Annotated in this window: 16 protein-coding genes; 15 read left to right on the top strand and 1 reads right to left on the bottom strand. The window is 47.5% G+C overall.

The features are described from left to right. Window positions 1-4: 4 nt before the first annotated feature. The 11 genes from CI595_RS05985 (at window position 5) to bglX (ending at window position 17,027) form a co-directional block, all read left to right on the top strand. A complete protein-coding gene (locus CI595_RS05985) occupies window positions 5-2,071 on the top strand; it encodes a TIGR03986 family type III CRISPR-associated RAMP protein (RefSeq protein WP_095172315.1) in 2,067 nt (688 codons plus the stop codon). Then, window positions 2,072-3,601, top strand: a complete 1,530-nt coding sequence (locus CI595_RS05980) for a TM1812 family CRISPR-associated protein (protein ID WP_095172314.1) — start codon at window positions 2,072-2,074, stop codon at window positions 3,599-3,601. 266 nt (window positions 3,602-3,867) lie between these two features. Beyond that, window positions 3,868-6,450, top strand: a complete 2,583-nt coding sequence (gene clpB / locus CI595_RS05975) for an ATP-dependent chaperone ClpB (protein ID WP_095172313.1) — start codon at window positions 3,868-3,870, stop codon at window positions 6,448-6,450. A gap of 15 nt (window positions 6,451-6,465) precedes the next feature. After that, window positions 6,466-6,639: a DUF4250 domain-containing protein gene (locus tag CI595_RS05970; RefSeq protein ID WP_095172312.1), complete on the top strand. Its 174-nt coding sequence runs from the start codon at window positions 6,466-6,468 to the stop codon at window positions 6,637-6,639. A 246-nt stretch (window positions 6,640-6,885) separates the two neighbouring features. Then, window positions 6,886-7,749: an alpha/beta hydrolase gene (locus CI595_RS05965; RefSeq protein WP_095172311.1), complete on the top strand. Its 864-nt coding sequence runs from the start codon at window positions 6,886-6,888 to the stop codon at window positions 7,747-7,749. Between the two features lie 221 nt (window positions 7,750-7,970). Next, the gene (locus tag CI595_RS05960; protein WP_095172310.1) at window positions 7,971-9,476 is read left to right on the top strand and encodes an ABC transporter substrate-binding protein; all 1,506 of its coding nucleotides are present in this window, start codon (window positions 7,971-7,973) and stop codon (window positions 9,474-9,476) included. A gap of 108 nt (window positions 9,477-9,584) precedes the next feature. Continuing rightward, window positions 9,585-10,508, top strand: a complete 924-nt coding sequence (locus CI595_RS05955) for an ABC transporter permease (RefSeq protein ID WP_095172309.1) — start codon at window positions 9,585-9,587, stop codon at window positions 10,506-10,508. An 11-nt stretch (window positions 10,509-10,519) separates the two neighbouring features. Next, window positions 10,520-11,422 carry a carbohydrate ABC transporter permease gene (locus CI595_RS05950; RefSeq protein ID WP_095172308.1) on the top strand — a complete coding sequence of 301 codons (903 nt, stop codon included), beginning with the start codon at window positions 10,520-10,522 and terminating at the stop codon, window positions 11,420-11,422. Between the two features lie 7 nt (window positions 11,423-11,429). Then, window positions 11,430-13,223: a sensor histidine kinase gene (locus CI595_RS05945; RefSeq protein WP_095172307.1), complete on the top strand. Its 1,794-nt coding sequence runs from the start codon at window positions 11,430-11,432 to the stop codon at window positions 13,221-13,223. Next, window positions 13,204-14,823, top strand: coding sequence for a response regulator transcription factor (locus CI595_RS05940; RefSeq protein WP_095172306.1), 1,620 nt, complete (start codon window positions 13,204-13,206; stop codon window positions 14,821-14,823). Before CI595_RS05945 ends, CI595_RS05940 begins: the two co-directional genes overlap by 20 nt. Then, window positions 14,820-17,027 carry a beta-glucosidase BglX gene (bglX, locus tag CI595_RS05935; RefSeq protein ID WP_095172305.1) on the top strand — a complete coding sequence of 736 codons (2,208 nt, stop codon included), beginning with the start codon at window positions 14,820-14,822 and terminating at the stop codon, window positions 17,025-17,027. Before CI595_RS05940 ends, bglX begins: the two co-directional genes overlap by 4 nt. Window positions 17,028-17,191: 164 nt before the next feature. On the opposite strand, the gene CI595_RS25990 is transcribed toward bglX, so the two are convergent. After that, the gene (locus CI595_RS25990) at window positions 17,192-17,359 is read right to left on the bottom strand and encodes a hypothetical protein (RefSeq protein WP_156087457.1); all 168 of its coding nucleotides are present in this window, start codon (window positions 17,357-17,359) and stop codon (window positions 17,192-17,194) included. A 73-nt stretch (window positions 17,360-17,432) separates the two neighbouring features. Between CI595_RS25990 and CI595_RS05925 the strand changes: the two genes are divergently transcribed. The 4 genes from CI595_RS05925 to CI595_RS05910 all read left to right on the top strand — a co-directional run bounded on the left by CI595_RS05925 (window position 17,433) and on the right by CI595_RS05910 (window position 22,217). Continuing rightward, entirely contained in the window at window positions 17,433-18,194 is a 762-nt protein-coding gene (locus CI595_RS05925; RefSeq protein ID WP_095172304.1) for a class I SAM-dependent DNA methyltransferase, read from the top strand. Window positions 18,195-18,263: 69 nt separating this feature from the next. Then, window positions 18,264-19,148 carry an Hsp33 family molecular chaperone HslO gene (gene hslO, locus CI595_RS05920; protein ID WP_095172303.1) on the top strand — a complete coding sequence of 295 codons (885 nt, stop codon included), beginning with the start codon at window positions 18,264-18,266 and terminating at the stop codon, window positions 19,146-19,148. A gap of 18 nt (window positions 19,149-19,166) precedes the next feature. After that, complete coding sequence (locus tag CI595_RS05915; protein WP_095172302.1) at window positions 19,167-21,080, top strand: NAD(+) synthase; 1,914 nt, start codon at window positions 19,167-19,169, stop codon at window positions 21,078-21,080. A gap of 42 nt (window positions 21,081-21,122) precedes the next feature. After that, window positions 21,123-22,217 (top strand): alcohol dehydrogenase, encoded by a 1,095-nt coding sequence (locus CI595_RS05910; RefSeq protein WP_095172412.1) that lies wholly within the window; start codon window positions 21,123-21,125, stop codon window positions 22,215-22,217. Window positions 22,218-22,219 lie beyond the last annotated feature (2 nt).

Genomic DNA, 22,219 nt, shown 5'->3' with positions numbered 1-22,219 from the left:
AGCCATGGGTCAGAAAAAATATGAAGGTTATGTGGGTGCTCCATACAACTTTGTAGGGCTTAGTGACAGGGTCTATAAAAAGGATAAGCTGCAGCCCAACAATGTAATTGAAAAAGAAAGAAAGTCCGGAACTATCACATATGAAATAACTGCAAAAACTCCAATTTTTATTGACAACGGAGAGAGCGAGTTTTATAAAGACTGTTACGGTCAATATGCCATTCCCGGGAGTACCATAAGGGGGCTGGTGCGTTCAAATGTGCAGATCTTGAGCTGCTCCTCTGTGAAAGATGATATTCAGGACGGACATCTGATGTACCGCCACGTTGCCAGTGGATTATATAAAGAAACTTATAATCATGTCCTGGGAAATGGAACGGCAGAGATCCCTCTTCCGAGCGGAAAAAAGCTCCATATGTCTGTTCTGAAAAATGTGAAAGCCGGATATATCAGAAATGTGGGAAAACACCGTTATGTCATTATGAAAACTTCCCTGGACAGTATCAGGGAAGAGATGGGGGAAATGAATTATTATGTACTGAGTGAACGGAAAATCATGGAAAGCGGATATGAGGGTTTTGAATATTTGAAAACACTGGATCTTCAAAACCTGGATGGTGAATTTGAACTGCATTATGACAAACACAGACGTATCCATTATATAGGGACAAAAAATGATGAGTATAAGCCTTATTATAAAGAGGTGTCTTATCAGGTGAACGGAAAGGATAAAGTGAGTGCCATTGATGGACCCGGAAAATATGATATGAAGGGATATCTGTTCTCATCAGGCTATATGCAGGAGAAAAAAGCCCTCTATCTTATTCCGGAGATAGATGAAAAGAAAGAGGGAATCCCAATCCCGGAAGAAGATATAGATAATTTCAGGCGAGACTATGAAAGCAGAAAAAACCAGGTGGAGGCTGTCAGTAAGACATTTTTTAAACTACCGGAAAACGGCAGAACTAAGCCTGTATTTTATATTCGGCTGGGCGGAAAATTATATTTTGGCTTTACACCCAGGCTTCGGGTCTTCTATGATCACAAGATTTCAGATGGCTTGAAAGGTGACCAGGGGAAAGTCTGTCTGGATTACAGTAACTTATTATTCGGATTTTCCAATGAAACAGGAGGCTATAAATCAAGGATATCCTTTATGGATGCCCGGGTGGAAACGAATCATGGGGAAGCAGATGAACAGTCCGTGATTCTGGGGAGTCCGAAACCGACAAGCTATCTGGATTATCTGGAAGCACCCAATGGACAGGATGCTGTTTCGTATAATGAGGATTTCCTGCTTCGGGGTATCAAACAATACTGGCTGAAAAGAGATATCGTAAAAGGTACGGTAGGGAAGAACCAGAAGGTGGCATCTCATCTCTATCCATTGGATGCAGGGGTGAGATTTAACGGAAAAATAAGATTCAACAATGTTACAGAGGAAGAGCTTGGCATGCTGCTGTGGGGACTCCTGTTGGAAGAAAACAGCCAGCAGAATATTGGGAAGGGAAAGCCATATGGTTATGGGCGGATTTCAGTTGAATTGAAGGAGCTTGCGTTTTTAGATAACGATGCTTTATATAATGGCAATAGCTTGTGCCTGCAGCCGTATAAACCTGAAAAAGGGACGAAAATGTATAAAAAGTTTATACAGATGGCAAAGGATGATATGACATGCTTTGTGGGCAGCGATATTATGAATGTGCCGCAGATTCGTGACTTTTTGGATATGAAGGATCCTGAGAAGATACCGCCAAACAGCAGGACCCGATATATGTCTCTTGATCAAAATAAGAAAGAGTACCAAAAACGGAATGCAAAAAAGATACGGCTGCCCTCTGTGGATGACGTGATAAAGGGCAATCCCATCATGTGTGAGGACCGCGGTGGGGAGTCTTATGGTGGTAATACAAAGCAGTATATGAAAAGGGATAAAGACAATAAACGGCAGCCGGGTAAAAAAAATACGAAATATTCGGGCAGTAAAAAGCAGTCTGGAAGGGAAAAATATGAAGATCAGGGGATAAACCCTATGGCAGATGCTTTAGAAAGATATGGAAAAGGAAAATAGATGAACAAAAATATTCTGCTGGTAAATATAAGTATTATAGATCCTAAGAAAATCGAAGAAGAATATACATATCAATATGGTGAAGGAGAGCAGTATTTCGAGTGTAAAGGGCTACAGACAAATGAAGCGGTAACAAAGCTGCTTTTATCCCAACTGAATAAAAATGCAGAGAAATTGGATTGTATATATCTGATTGTATCAGAAGCTGCTGGAAAAGAGATTTCTGCTATATTTCCTGACGGAAAAAAAAGAACGCATAAAGAGTTTTATCTGGAACAGATTGAAAAGTATTGTGCGGCTAACAATTTGACAGATGTCTGGAAGAAAGAACATATAAAAGAATTCCCAATAGAGAATGTACCAGATAATATGGCATTAATGCGCAGTTCAATTCGGATAACAGAGGACTTGTACGAGTTAAAAGTAAAATTACAAAAAGAGGAGGACGATGTGCATCTTTACATTGACTCTAATGGGGGACCTCGTGATTTTATGACCGTTTTGCTTGGTACAATACAGCTTTTAAAACTGAGGGACTTTTATGTTCATAGTATTTGGGGCGTTTATTTCGGACCTGACATAAAATTAATTGTAGATAAAACGAAGGCCTATAGGATATTTGATCTGATATCAGGGATTGATGAGTATACAGGGTATGGAAGGGCAAGGCGTTTGAACCAATTCTTCTTTCAATCCGAGATATGCCGCGACCAGGAGATCCTTGAGGTTATTAATAGCCTTGCCGAACATATGCAGCTATGTCATCCTGCAAAGATTAGCAAAGAGCTGGGGAGATTGAAGATATTGTCAAATAGATATATTAGCTCTGATAAAATATCTGATGGAAATTATGCTTTATGGAATTTTGTTCTGAAGGAGATTTTAAAAGATTACGGAGAGCTGATTTTGGAATGCAGCGAAGCGGAGCGGTTGGAACATATGGTATTTAAAAAGGAATGTGCTACCCCTCTGGAATTAATACAGTGGTGCATCCGAAAAGAATTTCTGCAGCAGGCCCTTACTCTATTTGATAGTAAATTGCCATCTATGCTTGTGGGTGAAAGGAATAAGAAAGAAAGAGAAAAACCTGTTATGATAGACGCCGGTATTAAGGATGATATTGAAAAGCGATATGTATCAACCATGAGGAAACTAAATAAGGGGAACTTGATAAAAGGGAAAGACTGGCAGTGTCTATTGTTGATTCCCTATCTGAATGATAAACAAGGTTATCAAGTCTATTGTTCACGTCAGGATAACCGGGCGCTGTATCCATCCTCCCATGGGAAAGGATTCCGTAATCTAGTAGACTTTATAGGTGATAACCCTTCGGATCCCATATATTCTAATTGTGAGAGAGCAGAGTTAAAGAAAATTTTAAGATTATATCAAAGTATCAAAGATGAGAGAAATGGAATCAACCATGCAAGTGATAAAAACGGACATTCAAATGAACCTATGAATAAAGTAGAGGTAGAAGCGCTTCTAAAGGCAGCAGTAGCAATGCTAAGGGGGATGGGAGTAAAGTAGAAGTTTCGGTAACCACCTGTGTAGCCGGGAGTCAGGTAAAAAAGAAATTGCCAAGATGGAAGGTTTGATCATTAATAGAAATTGGTTTCAAAATGGTAAAAAAGTAGATTTTTCAAGAAGCGGAAAGCCTGGAACCCTTGATTTTAAAGAGCTTTAGAAAAAAATACAATTGATTAGCACTCGACTCTTGACACTGCTAACAATTAGTGTTATATTAGCACTAGAACAAATAACAAACAGCTCAAATCTCGAAATGGAGGGATTTTATGAACATCAGCAAATTTACACAGAAATCACTTCAGGCAGTTCAGGACTTGGAAAAGACAGCTTACGAGTTCGGCAACCAGGAGGTCGAACAGGAGCATTTACTATACAACCTTTTACATCAGGAAGACAGCTTGATCCTGAAACTGATTGAAAAAATGGAGATCCAGAAAGAACACTTTCTGAATAATGTAGAAAAAGCGTTAAATGCCCGGACAAAAGTATCCGGGGGTCAGCCTTATATCGGGCAGTATCTGAATAAGGCTCTGGTCAGCGCCGAGGATGAGGCAAAGGCCATGGGAGATGAATACGTCTCCGTGGAACACCTGTTTCTGGCCCTTATCAACAATCCAAGCCCGTCCGTGAAGAAAATCTGGCAGGAGTACGGAATCACAAAGGAGCGCTTTCTGCAGGCTTTGAGCACTGTGCGGGGCAACCAGCGTGTGACCACTGACAATCCGGAAGCCACCTATGACACACTGAACAAATACGGCCAGGATCTGGTGGAAAAAGCAAGAGAACAGAAGCTTGACCCGGTTATCGGCAGGGATGCTGAGATCCGTAATGTCATTCGTATTCTGTCCAGAAAAACAAAAAATAACCCGGTATTGATCGGTGAGCCGGGCGTTGGTAAAACCGCCGCTGTAGAGGGCCTTGCACAGCGAATCGTTCAGGGCGATGTGCCGGAGGGGCTGAAAGATAAGAAGATCTTTGCCCTGGATATGGGTGCTCTGGTAGCAGGCGCCAAATACAGAGGCGAATTTGAGGAACGTCTGAAAGCAGTGCTGGAGGAAGTCAGAAAAAGTGAAGGACAGATCATCCTGTTCATCGACGAGCTGCATCTGATTGTAGGTGCAGGAAAGACAGATGGTGCCATGGATGCAGGCAACATGCTGAAGCCCATGCTGGCCAGAGGAGAACTGCATTGTATCGGTGCCACAACTCTGGATGAATACCGCCAGTATATTGAAAAAGACGCGGCCCTGGAGCGGCGGTTCCAGCCGGTAACAGTGGACGAACCGACCGTGGAGGATACTATCTCCATTCTCCGTGGCCTGAAAGAGCGTTACGAGGTATTCCACGGTGTCAAGATCACCGACAGTGCACTGGTAGCAGCAGCCACCTTATCAAACCGCTACATTTCTGACAGGTTCCTGCCTGATAAGGCTATTGACCTGGTGGATGAAGCGTGCGCTCTCATTAAGACAGAGCTGGATTCCATGCCCACAGAGCTGGATGACCTGCGCAGAAGGATCATGCAGATGGAGATCGAGGAGGCTGCCCTGAAAAAAGAGAACGACCGCCTCAGCCAGGACCGTTTGGTGGATCTGCAGAAGGATATGGCAGAGCTGCGTGATGAATTTAACGGAATGAAAGCCCAGTGGGACAATGAAAAATCCTCTGTGGAAAAGCTTTCCAGACTGCGGGAACAGATTGAAGATATGAATAAACAGATTCAGGTTGCCCAGAGAAATTACGACCTGAACGAAGCCGCAAGACTTCAGTACGGCGAACTTCCCAAGCTCCAGAAACAGTTAGAGATCGAGGAGGGGAAAGTGAAGGACCAGGATCTGTCCCTGGTACACGAGAGTGTCACGGATGAGGAGATCGCAAGGATCATTTCCCGCTGGACGGGTATCCCGGTTGCCAAGCTGACGGAGGGCGAAAAGACCAAGATCCTGGGTCTGGCAGCAGAGCTGCACAAACGTGTGATCGGTCAGGAGGAGGGCGTGGAAAAAGTAACAGACGCCATCATCCGCTCCAAAGCCGGTATTAAAGACCCCAGCAAGCCCATCGGTTCCTTCCTGTTTTTGGGACCAACCGGTGTAGGTAAGACAGAACTTGCCAAGACACTGGCGGCCACCCTGTTTGATGACGAGCAGAATATGGTGCGTATTGATATGAGTGAGTACATGGAGAAATATTCCGTGTCACGTCTGATCGGAGCGCCTCCGGGATATGTGGGATATGAGGAGGGCGGCCAGCTCACAGAGGCTGTCAGAAGAAAACCTTACTCCGTAGTCCTGTTCGATGAGATAGAAAAGGCACATCCGGATGTCTTCAATGTTCTGCTTCAGGTGTTGGATGACGGCCGCATCACAGATTCTCAGGGCCGCACCGTTGACTTTAAGAATACCATCCTGATCATGACATCCAACCTAGGTTCCACCTATCTTCTGGACGGCATTGAACCAAACGGTGAGATCAGTCAGGAAGCCAGAGATATGGTTGACAAGGACCTGCGTGTGCATTTCCGTCCGGAGTTCCTAAACCGTCTGGATGAGATCATCATGTTCAAACCGCTCACCAAGGAGAACATCGGCGGTATTGTGGACCTGCTGGTTGAGGATCTGAACCGGAGGCTAAAGGACCAGGAACTCTCTTTGCGCTTGACAGATGCGGCGAAAGATTATATTATTGAGGGCGGATACGACCCCATTTATGGCGCGCGTCCTCTGAAACGTTACCTGCAGAAATACGTGGAGACACTGACTGCGAAACTCATTCTCTCCGGCAATGTGGGAACAGAGGACACCATTGTCATTGATGTGGAAAATGGTGAACTTACAGCCCGCAGGGCATAAGAGGTGAGAGAGACTATGATACCAAAAGATCCGGTAATGCTGCTGAGCTTTGCCAACATGAAACTGAGAGATTTCTATTCTTCTCTGGATGCTATGTGCGAAGACCTGCAGCTTGACAGAAAAGACCTGGAGAAAAAACTGGGCGCAATTGACTACGCCTATGATGAAAAATTAAATCGTTTTATCTGACACAAAAAGCCTGTATGCCAAGATGTAAATCCTGTGGCATATAGGCTTTTTACGATTTTCATGTCTTGCCAAGACATGTATATGTGATAAAATAAGAGCAGATGAACATTCAGAAACAGCCGCTGTGATTTCTGCTCAATGTTTAGGCAGGCATTTATACGAGCAGGGAAAGAATACAGTGCGCGGCTATGTAACGGTTCCGTTTTTGAACTGTTGCGCAGCAATAAAAATCAGGAGGATCAGGCAATGAAAAAAACAATTCAAGTAGAGATCAAAGAGCCTCAGTATATCGTGGACACCAATGTCACCTTTGCCCAGGTGCGTGACTGGTTTGGGCATACAACGAAAGATTTGAAGATGGATATTATTTTTCCGGAGCAGGGGGAGAAAAGAAGTCCGTGCATTATCTGGATATGCGGCGGAGCCTGGCAGCAGATGAGCACAAGTGCCCATCTGGCTTATCTGGCAGATTTGGCAAGACAGGGATTTGTGGCTGCCAGCGTCCAGTACCGGACCAGCAATGAAGCCGTATTTCCCGCCCAGCTCCAGGACATTAAAGCGGCGGTCCGGTATCTGAGGGCACATGCGGAGCGTTACTGCATAGACAGCGAACATTTCGGCGTTATGGGTGAGTCGGCAGGCGGACATCTCACAGCCATGGCTGCACTTACGGGGGACAGAAGAGAGTTTGATACAGGGGACTATCTGGAGTATTCAAGCGCCGTACAGGCAGCCTGCCCCTGGTACCTGCCCGCAGATATTACCAAAATGCCTGTGGATGCGGCAAGGGATATGCAGGCCGCACCGGAATCTCTTCTGATAGGTATGAACGCAGTCCATCACCAAAAAGAAGCCCTGAACGCGTGCCCGGTCAGCTATGTGACCAAACAGGCACCGCCATTTTTACTGCTTCACGGGTTATGTGACCGCACAGTCCCCTTTTCCCAGAGCGAGGCCATGTATGCTGCTCTTGAGGAAAAAGGCGCAGATGTACAGCTTGTAGCCATTGAGGGGGCGGATCATGCGGACATACGGTTTTTCCAGAGAGAGATATGGGATTTGATCACTGGATTTTTTAAGGAGAAGCTGGCAGAGAAAAGCGGAAAATAACCGGGCAAAACGGGAAGGGTGCCAAACTGCTGCCAAGGATAATTTTATATGAGCCGGGAAAAAAGCCTGTATACCATGATATCAATGAGGTATACAGGCTTTTGACGTTGCCTGTGTGTGTCAAATCAGTGATATTTTTAAGTCAGACCAGTTATAGAAAAGAAACGGGGAAAAGAATAAGATAGACGTATCAAAGGAACAGAAATGAAGGAGGAAATCACATGAAGAAAAAGATAGTAGCTGCCATGCTCACAGCAGCCATGGTATTGTCACTGGCAGCCTGCGGAGGCGGAAGTGGCAGTGAGGGTGAGGGGACAGCATCCGGGGATGACGGAAAGGAGCCTTACACGGTGACCATGGTACTGCAGGGTAGCCAGCCCGCTGACGAAGAGCGGATCGAGGAGAAGATCAATGAGATCCTGGAAAAGGAAGTAAATGCCAATCTGGATATCGTAGTTTTTCCTTGGGCCAGTGCAAAACAGCAGCTTCAGCTTATGCTTGCAGGTGATGAAAAGATTGACTGTTTTTATACAAATGCCACTGATGCCATCCAGTATATGCACAGCGGTCAGATCATGGACATGTCAGAACTGGTAGAAGATTACGGAACAAATCTGAAAGGTATCTATGGGGAAGAGGTACTCAACAGCATTACAGTGGATGGTTTTATGTACGGCGTACCAAATCAGATTGAAAGGGGCAGTATTCCTGCCATCTTTATGAGAAAAGACCTGGTGGAGAAGTACAAAATAGATACAGCAGCTATCAAAGAGCCTAAGGATATGGAGAAAGTATTCGAGACAGTTAAGGCAGGGGAACCGGATATGACAATGCTGTTTTCAGCGAATGAAGATGCACCGGTGACAAGACTGTTTGGAGGTGACCCTTTGTCAGATGACTATTACCTGGGTGTGCTTATGGATCAGGAAAATAGCACCACGATCACCAATTTCTTTGCCAGCGACTGGTATAAGGACACTACTGCAATGCTCTATGACTGGTATCAGAAGGGATATATTAGTAAGGACGCGGGTACCGATACAGAAAACTGGCGTACTGTCTGTAAAGCAGGCAACCTGTTCTCCCTGTTTTTTACATATCATCCCGGAACACCTGTGGAGTTTAAAAGTTCAACTGGATATGATTTTGAAATTGTTCCGTTCAGAGATTATCCAATCAAAAATTGTAAGACTTACAACAATGTTATTTATTCCATTGCTCAAAACTCAGAGAACCCGGAAAAGACCATGGAAACCCTTGATTACATGTATAAAAGTCCGGAGATTATGAATCTGCTGAATTGGGGTGAGGAAGGCGTGGATTATGTCATAGAGGATGCGGAGAATGGTATAATCAACTATCCGGAAGGCATCACTGCTGATAATGTTGGATACAGCCTGAACCTGGGCTGGGAGCTGCCGAATCAGTTTATTGCACATAAATGGACAGGTTCTGACCCGCAGCTTTGGGAAAAGATGGAGGAGTTTAATGATTCAGCGAAAATGTCCAAGGCAGTGGGGTTCTGCTTTGATAATACCCAGTATGAGAGCCAGGTAGCTGCGCTTACCAATGTTGTAAAACAATATACCGGCTCACTGAACAGCGGATCTGTTGATCCTGAAACGTATCTGCCCGAATTTTTGGATGCGCTTCAGGCAGCCGGTATTGATGAGATCATACAGGCAAAGCAGGAACAGTTTGATAAATGGCTGGATGAGAATAAATAAAGCGGATTATTTTGGACAGCAGGCTGTCGCTCTGGGAATCATAAAAAAGCTCTTAGTGCGGCAGCTTTTTGCCGGGTAGAAGCCGTTGAAAAGATAGAGGAGGAAAGTATGAAGAAAAAATCCAGGCTCAGTGTCTACAAACAGCATTGGCCTTTATACCTGATGATGTTGCCGGGTCTTTTGTACCTGCTGATCAATAACTATATCCCCATGGGAGGAATCATAATAGCATTTAAGAAGCTGAACTTTGCAAAAGGCATATTTGCAAGTCCTTGGTGCGGTCTGGATAATTTCAGATTTTTGTTCCAGTCAAAGGATGCTTGGATCATTACCAGAAATACGCTGCTTTACAACACGGCCTTCATTGCTGTAAATATGATCGTAGGTATTGCAGTCGCCATACTGATCTGCGAGGTGCGCAGTAATAAAATGAAAAAACTCTATCAGAGTGCTATTCTGCTGCCGTTCCTAATGTCTATGGTTATCTTGAGCTACATTGTATATGCACTGCTCAGTTCTGAAAATGGTCTGGTTAACAACACAATTTTAAGCGCCCTTGGAAAGGAGTCGGTGCAGTGGTATCAGCAGCCAAAATACTGGCCCTTTATCTTGGTATTTGCCAACTGTTGGAAGGGTGCTGGATATGGTTGCCTGATCTATATTGCCTCTATTATTGGCATCGACCCATCTTACTATGAAGCTGCCAGTCTGGACGGTGCTACAAAATGGCAGCAGATCACAAAAATCACCCTGCCAAGTTTGATACCGACCATTATTACCCTGCTTCTATTAAATATCGGACGCATTTTCTATTCGGATTTTGGGCTGTTTTATCAGGTGCCAATGAATTCCGGTGTCCTTTTTCCTACAACCAATGTCATTGATACTTATGTGTACAGAGCACTTGTTGAGAGGGGAAATATCAGTATGTCTTCCGCGGCAGGGGTATATCAGTCTGTTGTCGGATTTGTGATAGTTATGTTTAGCAACTGGGTTGTGAGAAAAGTAGATAAAGAACAGGCTTTGTTTTAGGAGGAGAGGGAATGGAAAATTCGGTAAAAGAGAAAAGGTATCAGTTTTTCATCAATGCAATTCTGATCATTTTAGTTTTAATCATTATTTTGCCATTTGTACTGGTGTTCATCTCTTCTGTTACAGATGAAAATACATTGATTCGTAACGGTTATTCTTTTTTTCCTGAGAAATTAAGTCTTTATGCGTATCAGTACATCATAAAGCAGGGAGAAAAAATACTGCGGGCATATGGTGTTACCATATTTGTGACGATCATAGGTACCATATTGAATATTAGTATGTCTGCACTGATGGCATACCCACTGACCATAAAGACTCTTCCCCATAGAAAAATGCTGGCTTTTTTTGTATTCTTTACTATGCTTTTTAACGGGGGCCTGGTGCCGACATATCTGATGTATACAAATTATCTGCATATCAAAAATACAATTTTGGCACTTCTTTTGCCAAATCTGTTGATGAGTGCAAACAATGTACTGATGATACGGAGTTATTTTATCACAAGCATACCGGATGCCCTGTTTGAAGCTGCCAAGATAGACGGGGCGGGGCATATGAAGATATTTACCAGCGTGGTTCTGCCTTTGGGCAAGCCAATCCTTGTGACTATGGGACTGTTTTCCGGACTTGCCTATTGGAACGACTGGACCAATGGTTTATACTATTTATCAGGGAACCAGGGACAGAAGCTGTTCGGTATACAGAACCTTCTGAACCAGATGATCACGGATATCCAATATCTGGCAAGCGGAAAAGTTGTGGGAAATATCGGCGCGGAGGTTGCCAAGCTTCCAACCACATCCATCCGAATGGCTATTGCATTCATAGCCATGCTGCCGCTGTTTATCGTGTATCCATTCCTTCAAAAATATTTCTCGGAGGGAATCACTCTGGGGGCAGTGAAAGGATAACAGACATATGAGGAAAGCTCCGAAATACAGAAAACAAAGGAATATGGCCCAGCAGATGAAGGCCATCCTCATCATTCTCATGGTGGTGCTGGCTGTGTATGTGGGTGTCAGCGCCATGCTGCTTGGAAGGACCAGAAAACAGGCCATTCAGGAGATGGATGAAATGTCAAAGCTCTATACAGATGAGCTGGACAACCGTTTCCTTCGGATCAGCCGGAGCCTGTTTTCCAATATCATGGAGAAGAACCAGGAATATTCTGTATTGGGAGATTATATTGAGACAATGGAGTGTTCTGATGACCCCATAAAAGTAAACAATGCAGTCAGTAACCTGCGGAAAATCTGTCTTTCCTATGCGTGGGAATACGGCACAGAATATAACTTTTTCCTGTATATCAAAGAAAAGGATATATTTGCCATGCTCACTATGACTGGGTTGGGACATGACATTGACGATGAGTTGGAGGATGCTGTGAGAAATCAGATCGCGCTTATCACAGATACTTCTTACTCTGCCAAGAAGAAGTGGAACCGAATGGACTGCGGCGAAGAAAATTATATCTGCAAAATAGCCCAGAACCAGGATGTGTACATGGGCTGCTATGTGAACGTGAAAAGTATCCTGGAGCCTTTCACTGATACGATCGTGGGCGATGACGGCTATGTGCGCCTGGTGGACGCCAAGAACCGGGTGGTGGGCCAGATCACCAGCAAGGGCATAGAACAGGAACCGGATTCCCGGGAGGCGAACAGCGGATACTCACTCAGCAAAAATCTGAATCAGGCCCCCTTTGGCATCCAGATGAAGATATCAGGGGACAAAATACTGGGTGTCATGATGGGCAGCCTGGGATTCCTTTTAGTCCTGGCAGCAGCACTGGTCCTGGCCGGGGCCGCAATCCTTTTATATCTGAAAAAATATCTGCTGGAGCCTGTGAGGGAATTTACGGATAACCTGACAAAATACGATGACGATGACTATACCTTCCACATCACGGAAAACAACCTGATGGAGCTGGAGCAGATTGACGGCAAGTTCAAGAGAATGATACATCAGATCCGCCGTCTGAAGATCACTTTGTATGAACAGGAGCTGGAGAAACAGAAGATAGAGATGGATTATCTGAAGCTGCAGATCCGTCCTCATTTTTATCTGAACTGTCTGAATTTTATTTACAGCATGATTGATTTCAAACAGTACGGCAATGCCCGGAAGATGACCAAGACCACCTCAGACTACCTTCAGTATGTATTCCGCAGCACCAGCGGCCTGGTGCCTGTAAAAGCGGAGGCGGCACACTGTGAGGACTATCTGAAAATACTGCTCCTGCGCTACCCGGACAGCTTTGAATACTATTTTGAGATAGATGAAGAGGTGGAGAATGGGGAGATATTCCCTTTCATGCTCCAAGTTTTTGTGGAGAATGCGGCAAAACATGCGCTGACCCTGGAGGAGAAGATATTGATCTCAGTCACGGCATTTCCGGAGGACAGGGAAGATGGGAAATACATCAATCTGTATATTTCCGACACCGGAAGGGGATTTCCCAAACATGTTCTGGAGAGGCTGAAGCATGGGGAGGGTATCAGCGAAAACGGCAGTCATGTGGGGATTGAAAACTGTCTGAAGCGTTTCCGTTACTATTACGGGGGACAGGGGGAGATCAATTTTGACAACAGCCCTCTTCAGGGGGCCATTGTGGATATCCACATTCCTTTCCGGGAGCATAAGAAGGAGCATGATCCGGGGTTAGCAGAGAAAACTGTTCAGGGAGGTACCGATGAATCTGTTATTGGTTGACGATGAGGAATATGTGATAGAGAGTATTAAGAAAAATGTAGACTGGGATCTGCTGGATGTGGAGCAGATTTATACGGCGTCCTCCATGCAGCAGGCCCAGACGGTCATGGGACTCATGCCCATCCATGTGATCGTGAGCGATATTGTCATGCCCAAAGGCAGCGGTTTCGATTTTATGGAGTGGGTGCGCAGGGAAGCCTACGAGGTGCAGGCCATATTTCTCACCAGCTATGCCGAGTTTGATTTCGCACGCCGTGCCATTGCCCTGGACAGTGTGGATTATCTGCTGAAGCCTATAGACTTTACAAAACTTACCGCCGCCATCCGGAAGGCATCCGACAGAGCAAAGGCAGCCCAAAATTACCAGGTTTACCGCCAGGAGAGCAGGATATGGGAACAGAACAGGGAGATCCTTCTGAAAAATTTCTGGTCTGAGCTGCTCTCGGGCAGGATGAAACGATCCGCCATAGAGGAGGAGATCCAAAAAAGGAATCTGGATTATAAACCGGAGGACAGGTTTCTGGCAGTGCTCCTGCATCTGTCCGGCAGAGGCGGAAGAGAGAAAAGGGAGCACTGGGATGAAAAGATTCTGCTATTTATCATAAAAAATATTCTGGGGGAGCTGGCAGAAGAATATCAGGTGACTCTGGAAACGGTCTCGCCCTGCCGGAAAGACAGCTATACGGTTATATGCCGGGGCGCGGTCCGGAATTTGGAGAGACTCAGCGAGGAAGGTGTATTTTCCTCTTTTCGGAATCTGCTGGGGGAGCGTATGCAGATGGATATCTGGTGCGGAGCCGGCAGCAGTGTGGAGATCGGCGTTTTGGAGGATTGCTTTGCCCAGTTACAGGACATGCGGGACAACAGCCTGACTGTTTGGGATAAAGTCCTGTATCTGTCCGATTTCCGGCAGCCCTGCATTTCCTATCAGAATAAACAGCGCGCCGTGTGGGAGGCCCTTCTCGGTGAGCAGAAACCGGAAGCGCTGATAGGCAGTATGCGGCAATACCTCACAGAACTTGCGGGACGCGAACTGGTCACACGTGACATATTAAAAAGCTTCCGCATGGACATTACCCAGATAACATACACCTGGCTTGCCGCCAGGGAGATCAAGGCCCATCTGCTCTTTGCCGGAAGTGAGAACGAACAATATTACCAGGAGGCACTGGAGAGTGTGGAAGGCGCTATGCAGTTTGCCTCCCACCTGGTGACCAGGGCTGTGGAATACACAAAATACATCAACAAAAGCGAATCCGTGGCAGACCAGTTAAAAGAATACATAGACACACACTACCAGGAAGATATCAGAAGGGAGACCTTGGCTGAACTCGTATATCTGAATGTAGACTATATGTCCAGGATCTTTAAAAAGGAGGCAGGCATATCCATCAGTGCCTACCTGATGCAGAAACGGGTGGAGGCAGCCAAAAAAATGCTGACCCAGAGCAGTCTGCCCATCAACACGGTTTCCATCTATGTGGGATACAGCAATTTCTCCTATTTTACAAAAATGTTCCGGGAGAATACAGGATTCTCACCCCTGGAATACCGCAGAAAATTTAAAAAGAATCAAGAAAACAGAGAGGAACGATCATGACAAGACAACAATTAATCCAACTTTTAAAAGATATGCCGCTTCAGGAAAAAGTCAATCAGATGTTACAGGTGGCCGGCAATTTTTACATGGACGACACCGTCATCACAGGCCCCATGAAGGAGAACGGCTTCACAGAGGAGAACATCTCCCAGGCCGGTTCCGTTTTAGGTGCCCTCGGCGCGTCAAAAATAAAAGAGATCCAGAAAAACTACATAGAAAAACATCCCCACAAAATCCCGCTGCTCTTCATGCTGGACATCATCAACGGTTTCCGCACCATTTTTCCCATCCCTCTGGGACAGGGTGCCACCTTTGAACCGGAGTTATCCGAAAAGTTAGCAGCCGCAGCAGCCAAAGAGGCTGCCGTCAGCGGCCTTCATGTGACTTTTGCCCCCATGGTGGACCTGGTAAGGGATGCCCGCTGGGGCAGAGTCATGGAATCCACCGGGGAAGACACCTATTTAAACAGTCTCTTCTCCGAAGCCATGGTCAGAGGTTTCCAGGGGGATGACCTGAAAGCTCCCTACAAAATAGCAGCCTGCGTAAAACACTTTGCAGGATACGGCGCCCCCACAGCAGGCCGCGATTACAACACCGTGGAGCTTTCCGAACACACCCTGCGTGAATTTTACCTTCCCTCCTACAAAGCTGGCATCGACGCAGGCGCAGCCCTGGTCATGACCTCCTTCAACACCATAAACGGAGTTCCGGCAACCGGCAATAAATGGCTCATGCGCCACATCCTGAGAGAGGAAATGGGCTTTGACGGCGTCCTCATATCCGACTGGGCCGCCATTGAGGAGATCATTTACCACGGCTACTGTGAAGACAGAAAAGAAGCAGCCGTAAGAGCAGCCGAGGCAGGCGTTGACATTGACATGATGACCGGCATCTACTCTGAGCATCTGACAGCTCTCATAGAGGAGGGGATCCTGGATGAAGCACTGATAGACGAAGCAGTTCTCCGCATTCTGGAGCTGAAAAACAAACTGGGCCTCTTTGAGAACCCATACAAAGACGCGGACGAGGCCAAAGAAAAAGAGATCATCCTATGCGAAGAACACAAAACCCTTGCCAGGGAAGCTGCCCGCAAATCCTTCGTCCTCCTGAAAAATGAGACTGTCCTTCCCCTTAAAAAAGGACAGCACATTGCATTCATAGGCCCCTACACAGACAACCGTAACATGTCAGGCTCCTGGTCCTTCATCGGCAAAGCAGAAGACACCCTGACCCTCCGGGAAGCCGCCCTGGAATGTCCTGAAACTGCAGAAGCCACCTTCCATCCGGGCTGCCCCCTCCTTGGAAACGACATCCATCTGGAAGGCTTCACAGAACAGACAGAGGAACCTGTTTCCCCCGTTCAGCAGCAGAAAATGCTCACAGACGCCATAGAAGCCGCTAAAAAAGCAGACCTAGTCATCATGCCTTTAGGCGAACACTACGTCCAATCCGGCGAGGCCACCAGCAATGCCAACATACAGATACCCCAGATCCAGCAGACCCTGTTCAACAAAATTTACGAGGTAAACCAGAACATTGCAGTCATCCTCTTCTCCGGAAGACCCCTGGACATCAGAGAACTTTCCCATAAAGCCAAAGCCATCCTCCAGGTCTGGATGCCCGGAACCGAAGGTGCCCACGCTATTATGGACATTCTCACAGGCATCTTCGCCCCCAGCGGTAAACTCCCCATGAGCTTCCCCTACAGTGTCGGCCAGGTTCCTGTCCACTACAACGAATACGCCACCGGCCGCCCCTATACCGGAGCAGACAAAGACCGCTTCCGCTCCAAATACCTGGATATCCCCAATGCCCCCCTATATCCCTTCGGATACGGCCTGAGCTACACCACCTTCTCCCTCTCCCCCATAGAGCTGGACAAGTCTGCAATGACCAAAACCGAAACCATCCAGGCATCCATAACCATCAAAAACGAAGGCTCCTTACCCGGAACCGAAGTCATCCAGCTCTACATCCACGACCGAGCCGCCACCGTCGTCCGCCCCGTCAAAGAGCTGAAACACTTCCGCAAGATCCACCTCCAGCCCGGTGAATCCCAAAAAGTAACCTTCCACATCACGGACCGGGACCTCCGTTTCCTCACCGAACACTCCCGCCTGGAAAGCGAACCCGGCACCTTCGACCTCTACATAGGCACCGACAGCACCACCACCAACCAAACCCAGTTCACCCTCATACCCTAACTAAAAAGTATATTCTTATACCAATATACAATCCCTCTCCCGCTTAGAATCTTACAAGCAAGAGAGGGATTTTTTCTTTTCCTTTCCACAACCCAGCGGCCATCCAATACCAGGGGAATCCGGTGCGGCGTGGGGGAGGGCGGGGATATCCGGGGGGCGATGTTCTAGTGGAGCGTTCGGAAGATCCACCTGCCCCAGACACTTAATGAGGAGGCCATTGCCGACGAATTTAGTGACTGGGAGCAGGTTAGCTTCCGGACAGCGGAACGCTTCGCCCCCCGGATATCCCCGCCCTCCCCCACGCCGCACCGGATTCCCCGTCCACATTGCATTCCGCCTCCCCCCTCTTGCACCACCCCCCTTTTCGTGATAGTATAAAAAAGAAAAAAACCACGGAGGCACCCCATGAGTTCCTACGAAAATTTCGCCCGCGTATACGACCTCTTTATGGACAACATCCCCTATGAAGAATGGTGCGCATATCTCACCGGGCTTTTGAGAGAATATAACATAGAAGACGGCCTGATCCTGGAATTAGGCTGCGGCACCGGCAATGCCACCAGGATCCTGTCATCATCCGGCTACGACATGATAGCCATAGACAATTCCCCGGACATGCTGGAGATCGCCATGGAGAAAAAAGCGGAAGACGGCCAGGACATCCTCTACCTTCTGCAGGACATGCGCGAATTCGAGCTTTACGGCACTGTGCGGGCAGTAGTCTCCATCTGTGACAGCATGAACTACATCACAGAAAAGGAAGACCTCCTGGAAGTGTTCCGTCTGGTCAATAACTACCTGGATCCAAAAGGCATTTTCATATTTGACCTGAACACCCCCTACAAATACAGAGAGATCCTGGGCGAACAGACCATAGCTGAGGACAGGGAGGATGCCAGCTTTATCTGGGACAACTATTTTGATGAGGAGGAGAACATCAACGAATACGATCTCTCCCTCTTTATTCCTGAGGAGCACAGCGGGGAGATCCTCTACCGCAAATATGAGGAAGTCCACTACCAGAAAGCTTACACCCTGGAGGAGATCAGACGTGTCATAGAGGCATCCGGCATGAAATTCCTTGCGGCTTATGATGCATTTACCCATGATCCGGTAAAGGAAGACAGTGAGCGCATCTATATCCTTGCACAGGAAAGCGGAAAATAAAAAGCGATTCCCACAGGCTGCGCGATCAGAAATAAACCTGTAGGTAATTATAATAAAAGGAGAAATAACATGGCAGACTATATAGTAAGAGCAACCGCAGCAAACAGCCAGATCCGTGCATTTGCTGCAACCACAAGAGATTTGGTAGAGTACGCCCGGGCAGCACACAACACAAGCCCGGTAGCCACAGCAGCCCTGGGTCGCCTTCTCACAGCCGGAAGCATGATGGGTGTTATGATGAAGGGCGATAAAGATTTACTGACCCTGCAGGTCAAGGCAGGAGGCCCTCTGGAAGGTATCACCGTGACCGCGGATTCCAAAGGAAATGTCAAAGGCTATGTGGGGAATCCCAATGTCATCCTCCATGCAAACGACAAGGGAAAACTGGACGTGGCAGGAGCCGTAGGCGTGGGCTTCATGAATGTGATCAAGGATATGGGGCTGAAAGAGCCATATGTGGGCCAGACGGTACTGCAGACCAGTGAGATCGCCGAAGATCTGACCTATTATTTCGCCACAAGCGAGCAGGTGCCCTCTTCTGTGGGCTTAGGCGTTCTGATGGAAAAAGACAACACCGTAAAACAGGCAGGGGGCTTTATTATCCAGCTCATGCCTTTTACAGAGGAAAAGGTGATCAGCCGTCTGGAAGAAAACCTGAAAAATATAACCTCTGTGACCACCATGCTGGAGGAGGGCCACACCCCCCAGTCCCTGCTGGAAACCCTGCTCAATGGTTTTGACATAGAGATCAACGAGACCATTCCCACACAGTTCTACTGCAACTGCAGCAAAGACCGGGTGGAAAGAGCACTCATCTCTGTGGGCAGAAAAGAACTGCAGGATATGATCGATGAGGGGAAAGAGATTGAGATGAACTGCCATTTCTGCAACAGGAATTATACATTCTCTGTGGAAGAAATGAAAAATATATTAAAACGCTGCAAAAGAGGGTAGAGAAAGGTCAGGTACAATATGAGAGATGGTTTTATCAAAGTAGCAGCCGCCACACCGGATGTTCTGGTAGCAGACTGTGTACACAACAGACAGGCAATTGTAGAGAAAGCCAGGGAGATGGCAAAGAACGGGGCAAAGGTCCTGGTATTTCCGGAACTCTGCCTGACAGGGTATACCTGCCAGGATCTGTTCTGGCAGGAAACCCTGCTGCACAGAACAGAGGAAGAGCTTAAGATCATGCAGAGAGAGCTTCAGGATATTGACGGACTGATCTTTATCGGATTGCCCCTGCGGCATAAAGGAAAGCTCTACAATGCGGCAGCAGTGTTGAATCAGGGCAGGCTCCTGGGGTTTGTTCCCAAGCATCATCTGCCCAATTACGCTGAATTTTATGAGGCCAGATATTTTGTACCGGGTCAGGCTTTTGACGGATATGTGGATTGGCAGGGGGAAAAGGTTCCCTTTGGCCAGAATCTTCTGTTCCACTGTGCGGAAGTGCCGGGACTCTGTGTGGCAGCGGAAATCTGTGAGGATCTGTGGGCACCTAACCCGCCCAGTATATTCCATGCCATGGCAGGGGCCACTTTGATCGTCAATCTCTCAGCCAGCGATGAGACAACAGGAAAAGACGCTTACCGCAGGGAACTGGTAAGCGGACAGTCCGCGCGCCTCATCTGCGGATATGTATACGCCACGGCAGGCAACGGAGAGTCCACCCAGGACCTGGTATTCGGGGGACAGAACCTGATCGCGGAGAACGGCACTGTTCTGCGGGAGGCAAAGCGCTTTGCAAATGAGACCATTTACGGGGAAATTGATGTGGAGCGTCTGGAGAGTGAGAGACGGAGGATCTCCACCTGGCAGCCGGAATCCAAGGAAGAGCATACGCAGATCAATTTCCATGTGAAAGTGGAACAGACTCCTCTGTCCAGATTTTTTGACCCCAGTCCCTTTGTACCGGAAGATAAAACGGACAGGGACAGAAGATGTGATGAGATTCTCACCATACAGGCTATGGGCCTGAAAAAACGTCTGGACCACACAGGCTGCAAAGCCGCAGTCCTGGGCATATCGGGGGGACTGGATTCCACCCTTGCCCTGTTAGTGACAGCCAGGGCATTTGACCTGTGCGGCCTTGACAGAAGCCAGATCACAGCGGTGACCATGCCATGCTTCGGCACCACGGACAGGACCTATACGAATGCCTGTGAGCTGACAAGAAGGCTGGGAGCCACCCTTCGTGAGGTTGACATAAAAAAGGCAGTGCTGCAGCATTTTGAAGATATCGGACATGATTATGAGGACCACAGTGTGACCTTTGAAAATGCCCAGGCAAGGGAGAGGACCCAGGTCATTATGGATATTGCCAACAGCCTGGGCGGTCTTGTGATCGGAACGGGGGATCTGTCAGAGCTTGCTCTGGGCTGGGCAACCTACAACGGAGATCATATGTCTATGTACGGAGTCAACGGCTCTGTTCCGAAAACACTGGTACGGCATCTGGTGCGCTACTATGCGGATACCTGCAAAGAACCCGAACTGGCGGCTATCCTGGAGGATGTGCTGGATACGCCTGTAAGCCCGGAGCTGCTCCCTCCAAAAGATGGGGTCATTTCCCAGAAGACAGAGGATTTGGTAGGCCCGTACGAGCTGCATGATTTCTTCCTGTACTATATGATGCGTTTCCAGTTCGGACCGGGAAAAATTTACCGGATCGCCAGAATTGCCTTTGCCGGCATGTATCATGACGAAGTGATATTAAAATGGCTGAAGAAATTTTACTGGAGATTTTTCTCCCAGCAGTTCAAGCGTTCCTGTCTGCCGGACGGTCCAAAAGTGGGAAGTGTGGCGGTGTCACCGAGAGGGGATCTCCGCATGCCAAGTGATGCGTGCGTGAGGATCTGGATGGATGAACTGGAAACATTGGGATGACAGGTTGGGGAAAAGAAGGTGTAAAAGTTGCAGAAAAATAAGATGCGTGCTGTTGTATACCAGGGAAAGGGAAACATAGCCCTTGAAGAGCGGGATATCCCTGTTATCCGAAATGCCGCGGATGCGATCGTGAAAGTTACTCTCACAACCATATGCTCCAGTGATATCCATATAAAACACGGAGCGGTGCCCAGGGCAGTGCCGGGAACCATTTTGGGCCATGAGTTTGTGGGGCAGGTAGTGGAGACCGGGAGTGCTGTGAAGAAGGTCCGCCCCGGTGACCGGGTGGCGGTCAATGTGGAGACATTCTGCGGGGAGTGCTTTTTCTGCAGAAGGGGATTTGTGAATAATTGCGAGGATGAAAACGGCGGCTGGGCGCTTGGATGCCGCATAGACGGAGGTCAGGCGGAATACTGCCGCATTCCCTATGCGGACAATGGCCTGACTAAGATACCTGACCATGTGACCGACGAGGAAGCTCTGTTCACCGGGGACATCCTTTCAACCGGTTACTGGGCAGCCAAACTGGGCGGATTAAAACCTGCGGATACGGTTGCGGTCCTGGGCGCCGGTCCCACAGGGCTCTGTACCATGATGTGTGCCCGGTTATACAGTCCGGCAAAGATCATTGCCATAGATGTGGATGCGGACAGGTTGGAACTGGCCAAGAGACAAGGGCTGGCTGACGCGGTGGTATGCCCCATGCCGGAGCGCTGCCGCTGCGGAGCCGAGGATTATGCGGACGTGGCAGGAAAAGTGCAGGAGTATGTTGTAGGGCGTGTCCTCTCAGAGAGCCATGGGAGAGGCGCTGATGTGGTATTTGAAGCTGCAGGCGGGGCGGATACTTTTGAGACAGCATGGAAGATTGCCAGACCCAATGCATCTGTCGTGATAGTTGCCATGTATGAGGAGGAACAGGTCCTTCCCCTGCCCCAGATGTACGGCAGGAACCTGACTTTTAAAACAGGCGGAGTGGACGGATGCTATTGTGAGGAGATCATGGAGCTTTTGTCAGCGAAAAAACTGGATACAAGCTGCCTGATCACTCACAGGACGAACCTGGATGGTATCTTGAAGGCATATGAAATCTTTGAAGGCAGGCAGGATGGGGTAATAAAATTTGCGGTGAAACCATGAGG

It is taken from the genome of Blautia hominis, from assembly GCA_002270465.1.
Lineage (GTDB): Bacteria > Bacillota > Clostridia > Lachnospirales > Lachnospiraceae > Blautia > Blautia hominis.
The sequence above is the reverse complement of the archived record's forward strand: the minus strand, read 5'-3'. Positions and strand labels throughout refer to the sequence as shown.

What these genes read in the sequence shown, in the direction of transcription:
- CI595_RS05985 (WP_095172315.1), top strand. Translation starts at nt 5, where the DNA reads ATGGGTCAGAAAAAATATGAAGGTTATGTGGGTGCTCCATACAACTTT.
- CI595_RS05915 (WP_095172302.1), top strand. Translation starts at nt 19,167, where the DNA reads ATGAGAGATGGTTTTATCAAAGTAGCAGCCGCCACACCGGATGTTCTG.
- bglX (WP_095172305.1), top strand. Translation starts at nt 14,820, where the DNA reads ATGACAAGACAACAATTAATCCAACTTTTAAAAGATATGCCGCTTCAG.
- CI595_RS05925 (WP_095172304.1), top strand. Translation starts at nt 17,433, where the DNA reads ATGAGTTCCTACGAAAATTTCGCCCGCGTATACGACCTCTTTATGGAC.
- CI595_RS05950 (WP_095172308.1), top strand. Translation starts at nt 10,520, where the DNA reads ATGGAAAATTCGGTAAAAGAGAAAAGGTATCAGTTTTTCATCAATGCA.
- CI595_RS05910 (WP_095172412.1), top strand. Translation starts at nt 21,123, where the DNA reads ATGCGTGCTGTTGTATACCAGGGAAAGGGAAACATAGCCCTTGAAGAG.
- CI595_RS05945 (WP_095172307.1), top strand. Translation starts at nt 11,430, where the DNA reads ATGAGGAAAGCTCCGAAATACAGAAAACAAAGGAATATGGCCCAGCAG.
- CI595_RS05970 (WP_095172312.1), top strand. Translation starts at nt 6,466, where the DNA reads ATGATACCAAAAGATCCGGTAATGCTGCTGAGCTTTGCCAACATGAAA.
- CI595_RS05955 (WP_095172309.1), top strand. Translation starts at nt 9,585, where the DNA reads ATGAAGAAAAAATCCAGGCTCAGTGTCTACAAACAGCATTGGCCTTTA.
- CI595_RS25990 (WP_156087457.1), bottom strand. Translation starts at nt 17,359, where the DNA reads ATGCAATGTGGACGGGGAATCCGGTGCGGCGTGGGGGAGGGCGGGGAT.
- CI595_RS05940 (WP_095172306.1), top strand. Translation starts at nt 13,204, where the DNA reads ATGAATCTGTTATTGGTTGACGATGAGGAATATGTGATAGAGAGTATT.
- CI595_RS05980 (WP_095172314.1), top strand. Translation starts at nt 2,072, where the DNA reads ATGAACAAAAATATTCTGCTGGTAAATATAAGTATTATAGATCCTAAG.
- CI595_RS05965 (WP_095172311.1), top strand. Translation starts at nt 6,886, where the DNA reads ATGAAAAAAACAATTCAAGTAGAGATCAAAGAGCCTCAGTATATCGTG.
- hslO (WP_095172303.1), top strand. Translation starts at nt 18,264, where the DNA reads ATGGCAGACTATATAGTAAGAGCAACCGCAGCAAACAGCCAGATCCGT.
- clpB (WP_095172313.1), top strand. Translation starts at nt 3,868, where the DNA reads ATGAACATCAGCAAATTTACACAGAAATCACTTCAGGCAGTTCAGGAC.
- CI595_RS05960 (WP_095172310.1), top strand. Translation starts at nt 7,971, where the DNA reads ATGAAGAAAAAGATAGTAGCTGCCATGCTCACAGCAGCCATGGTATTG.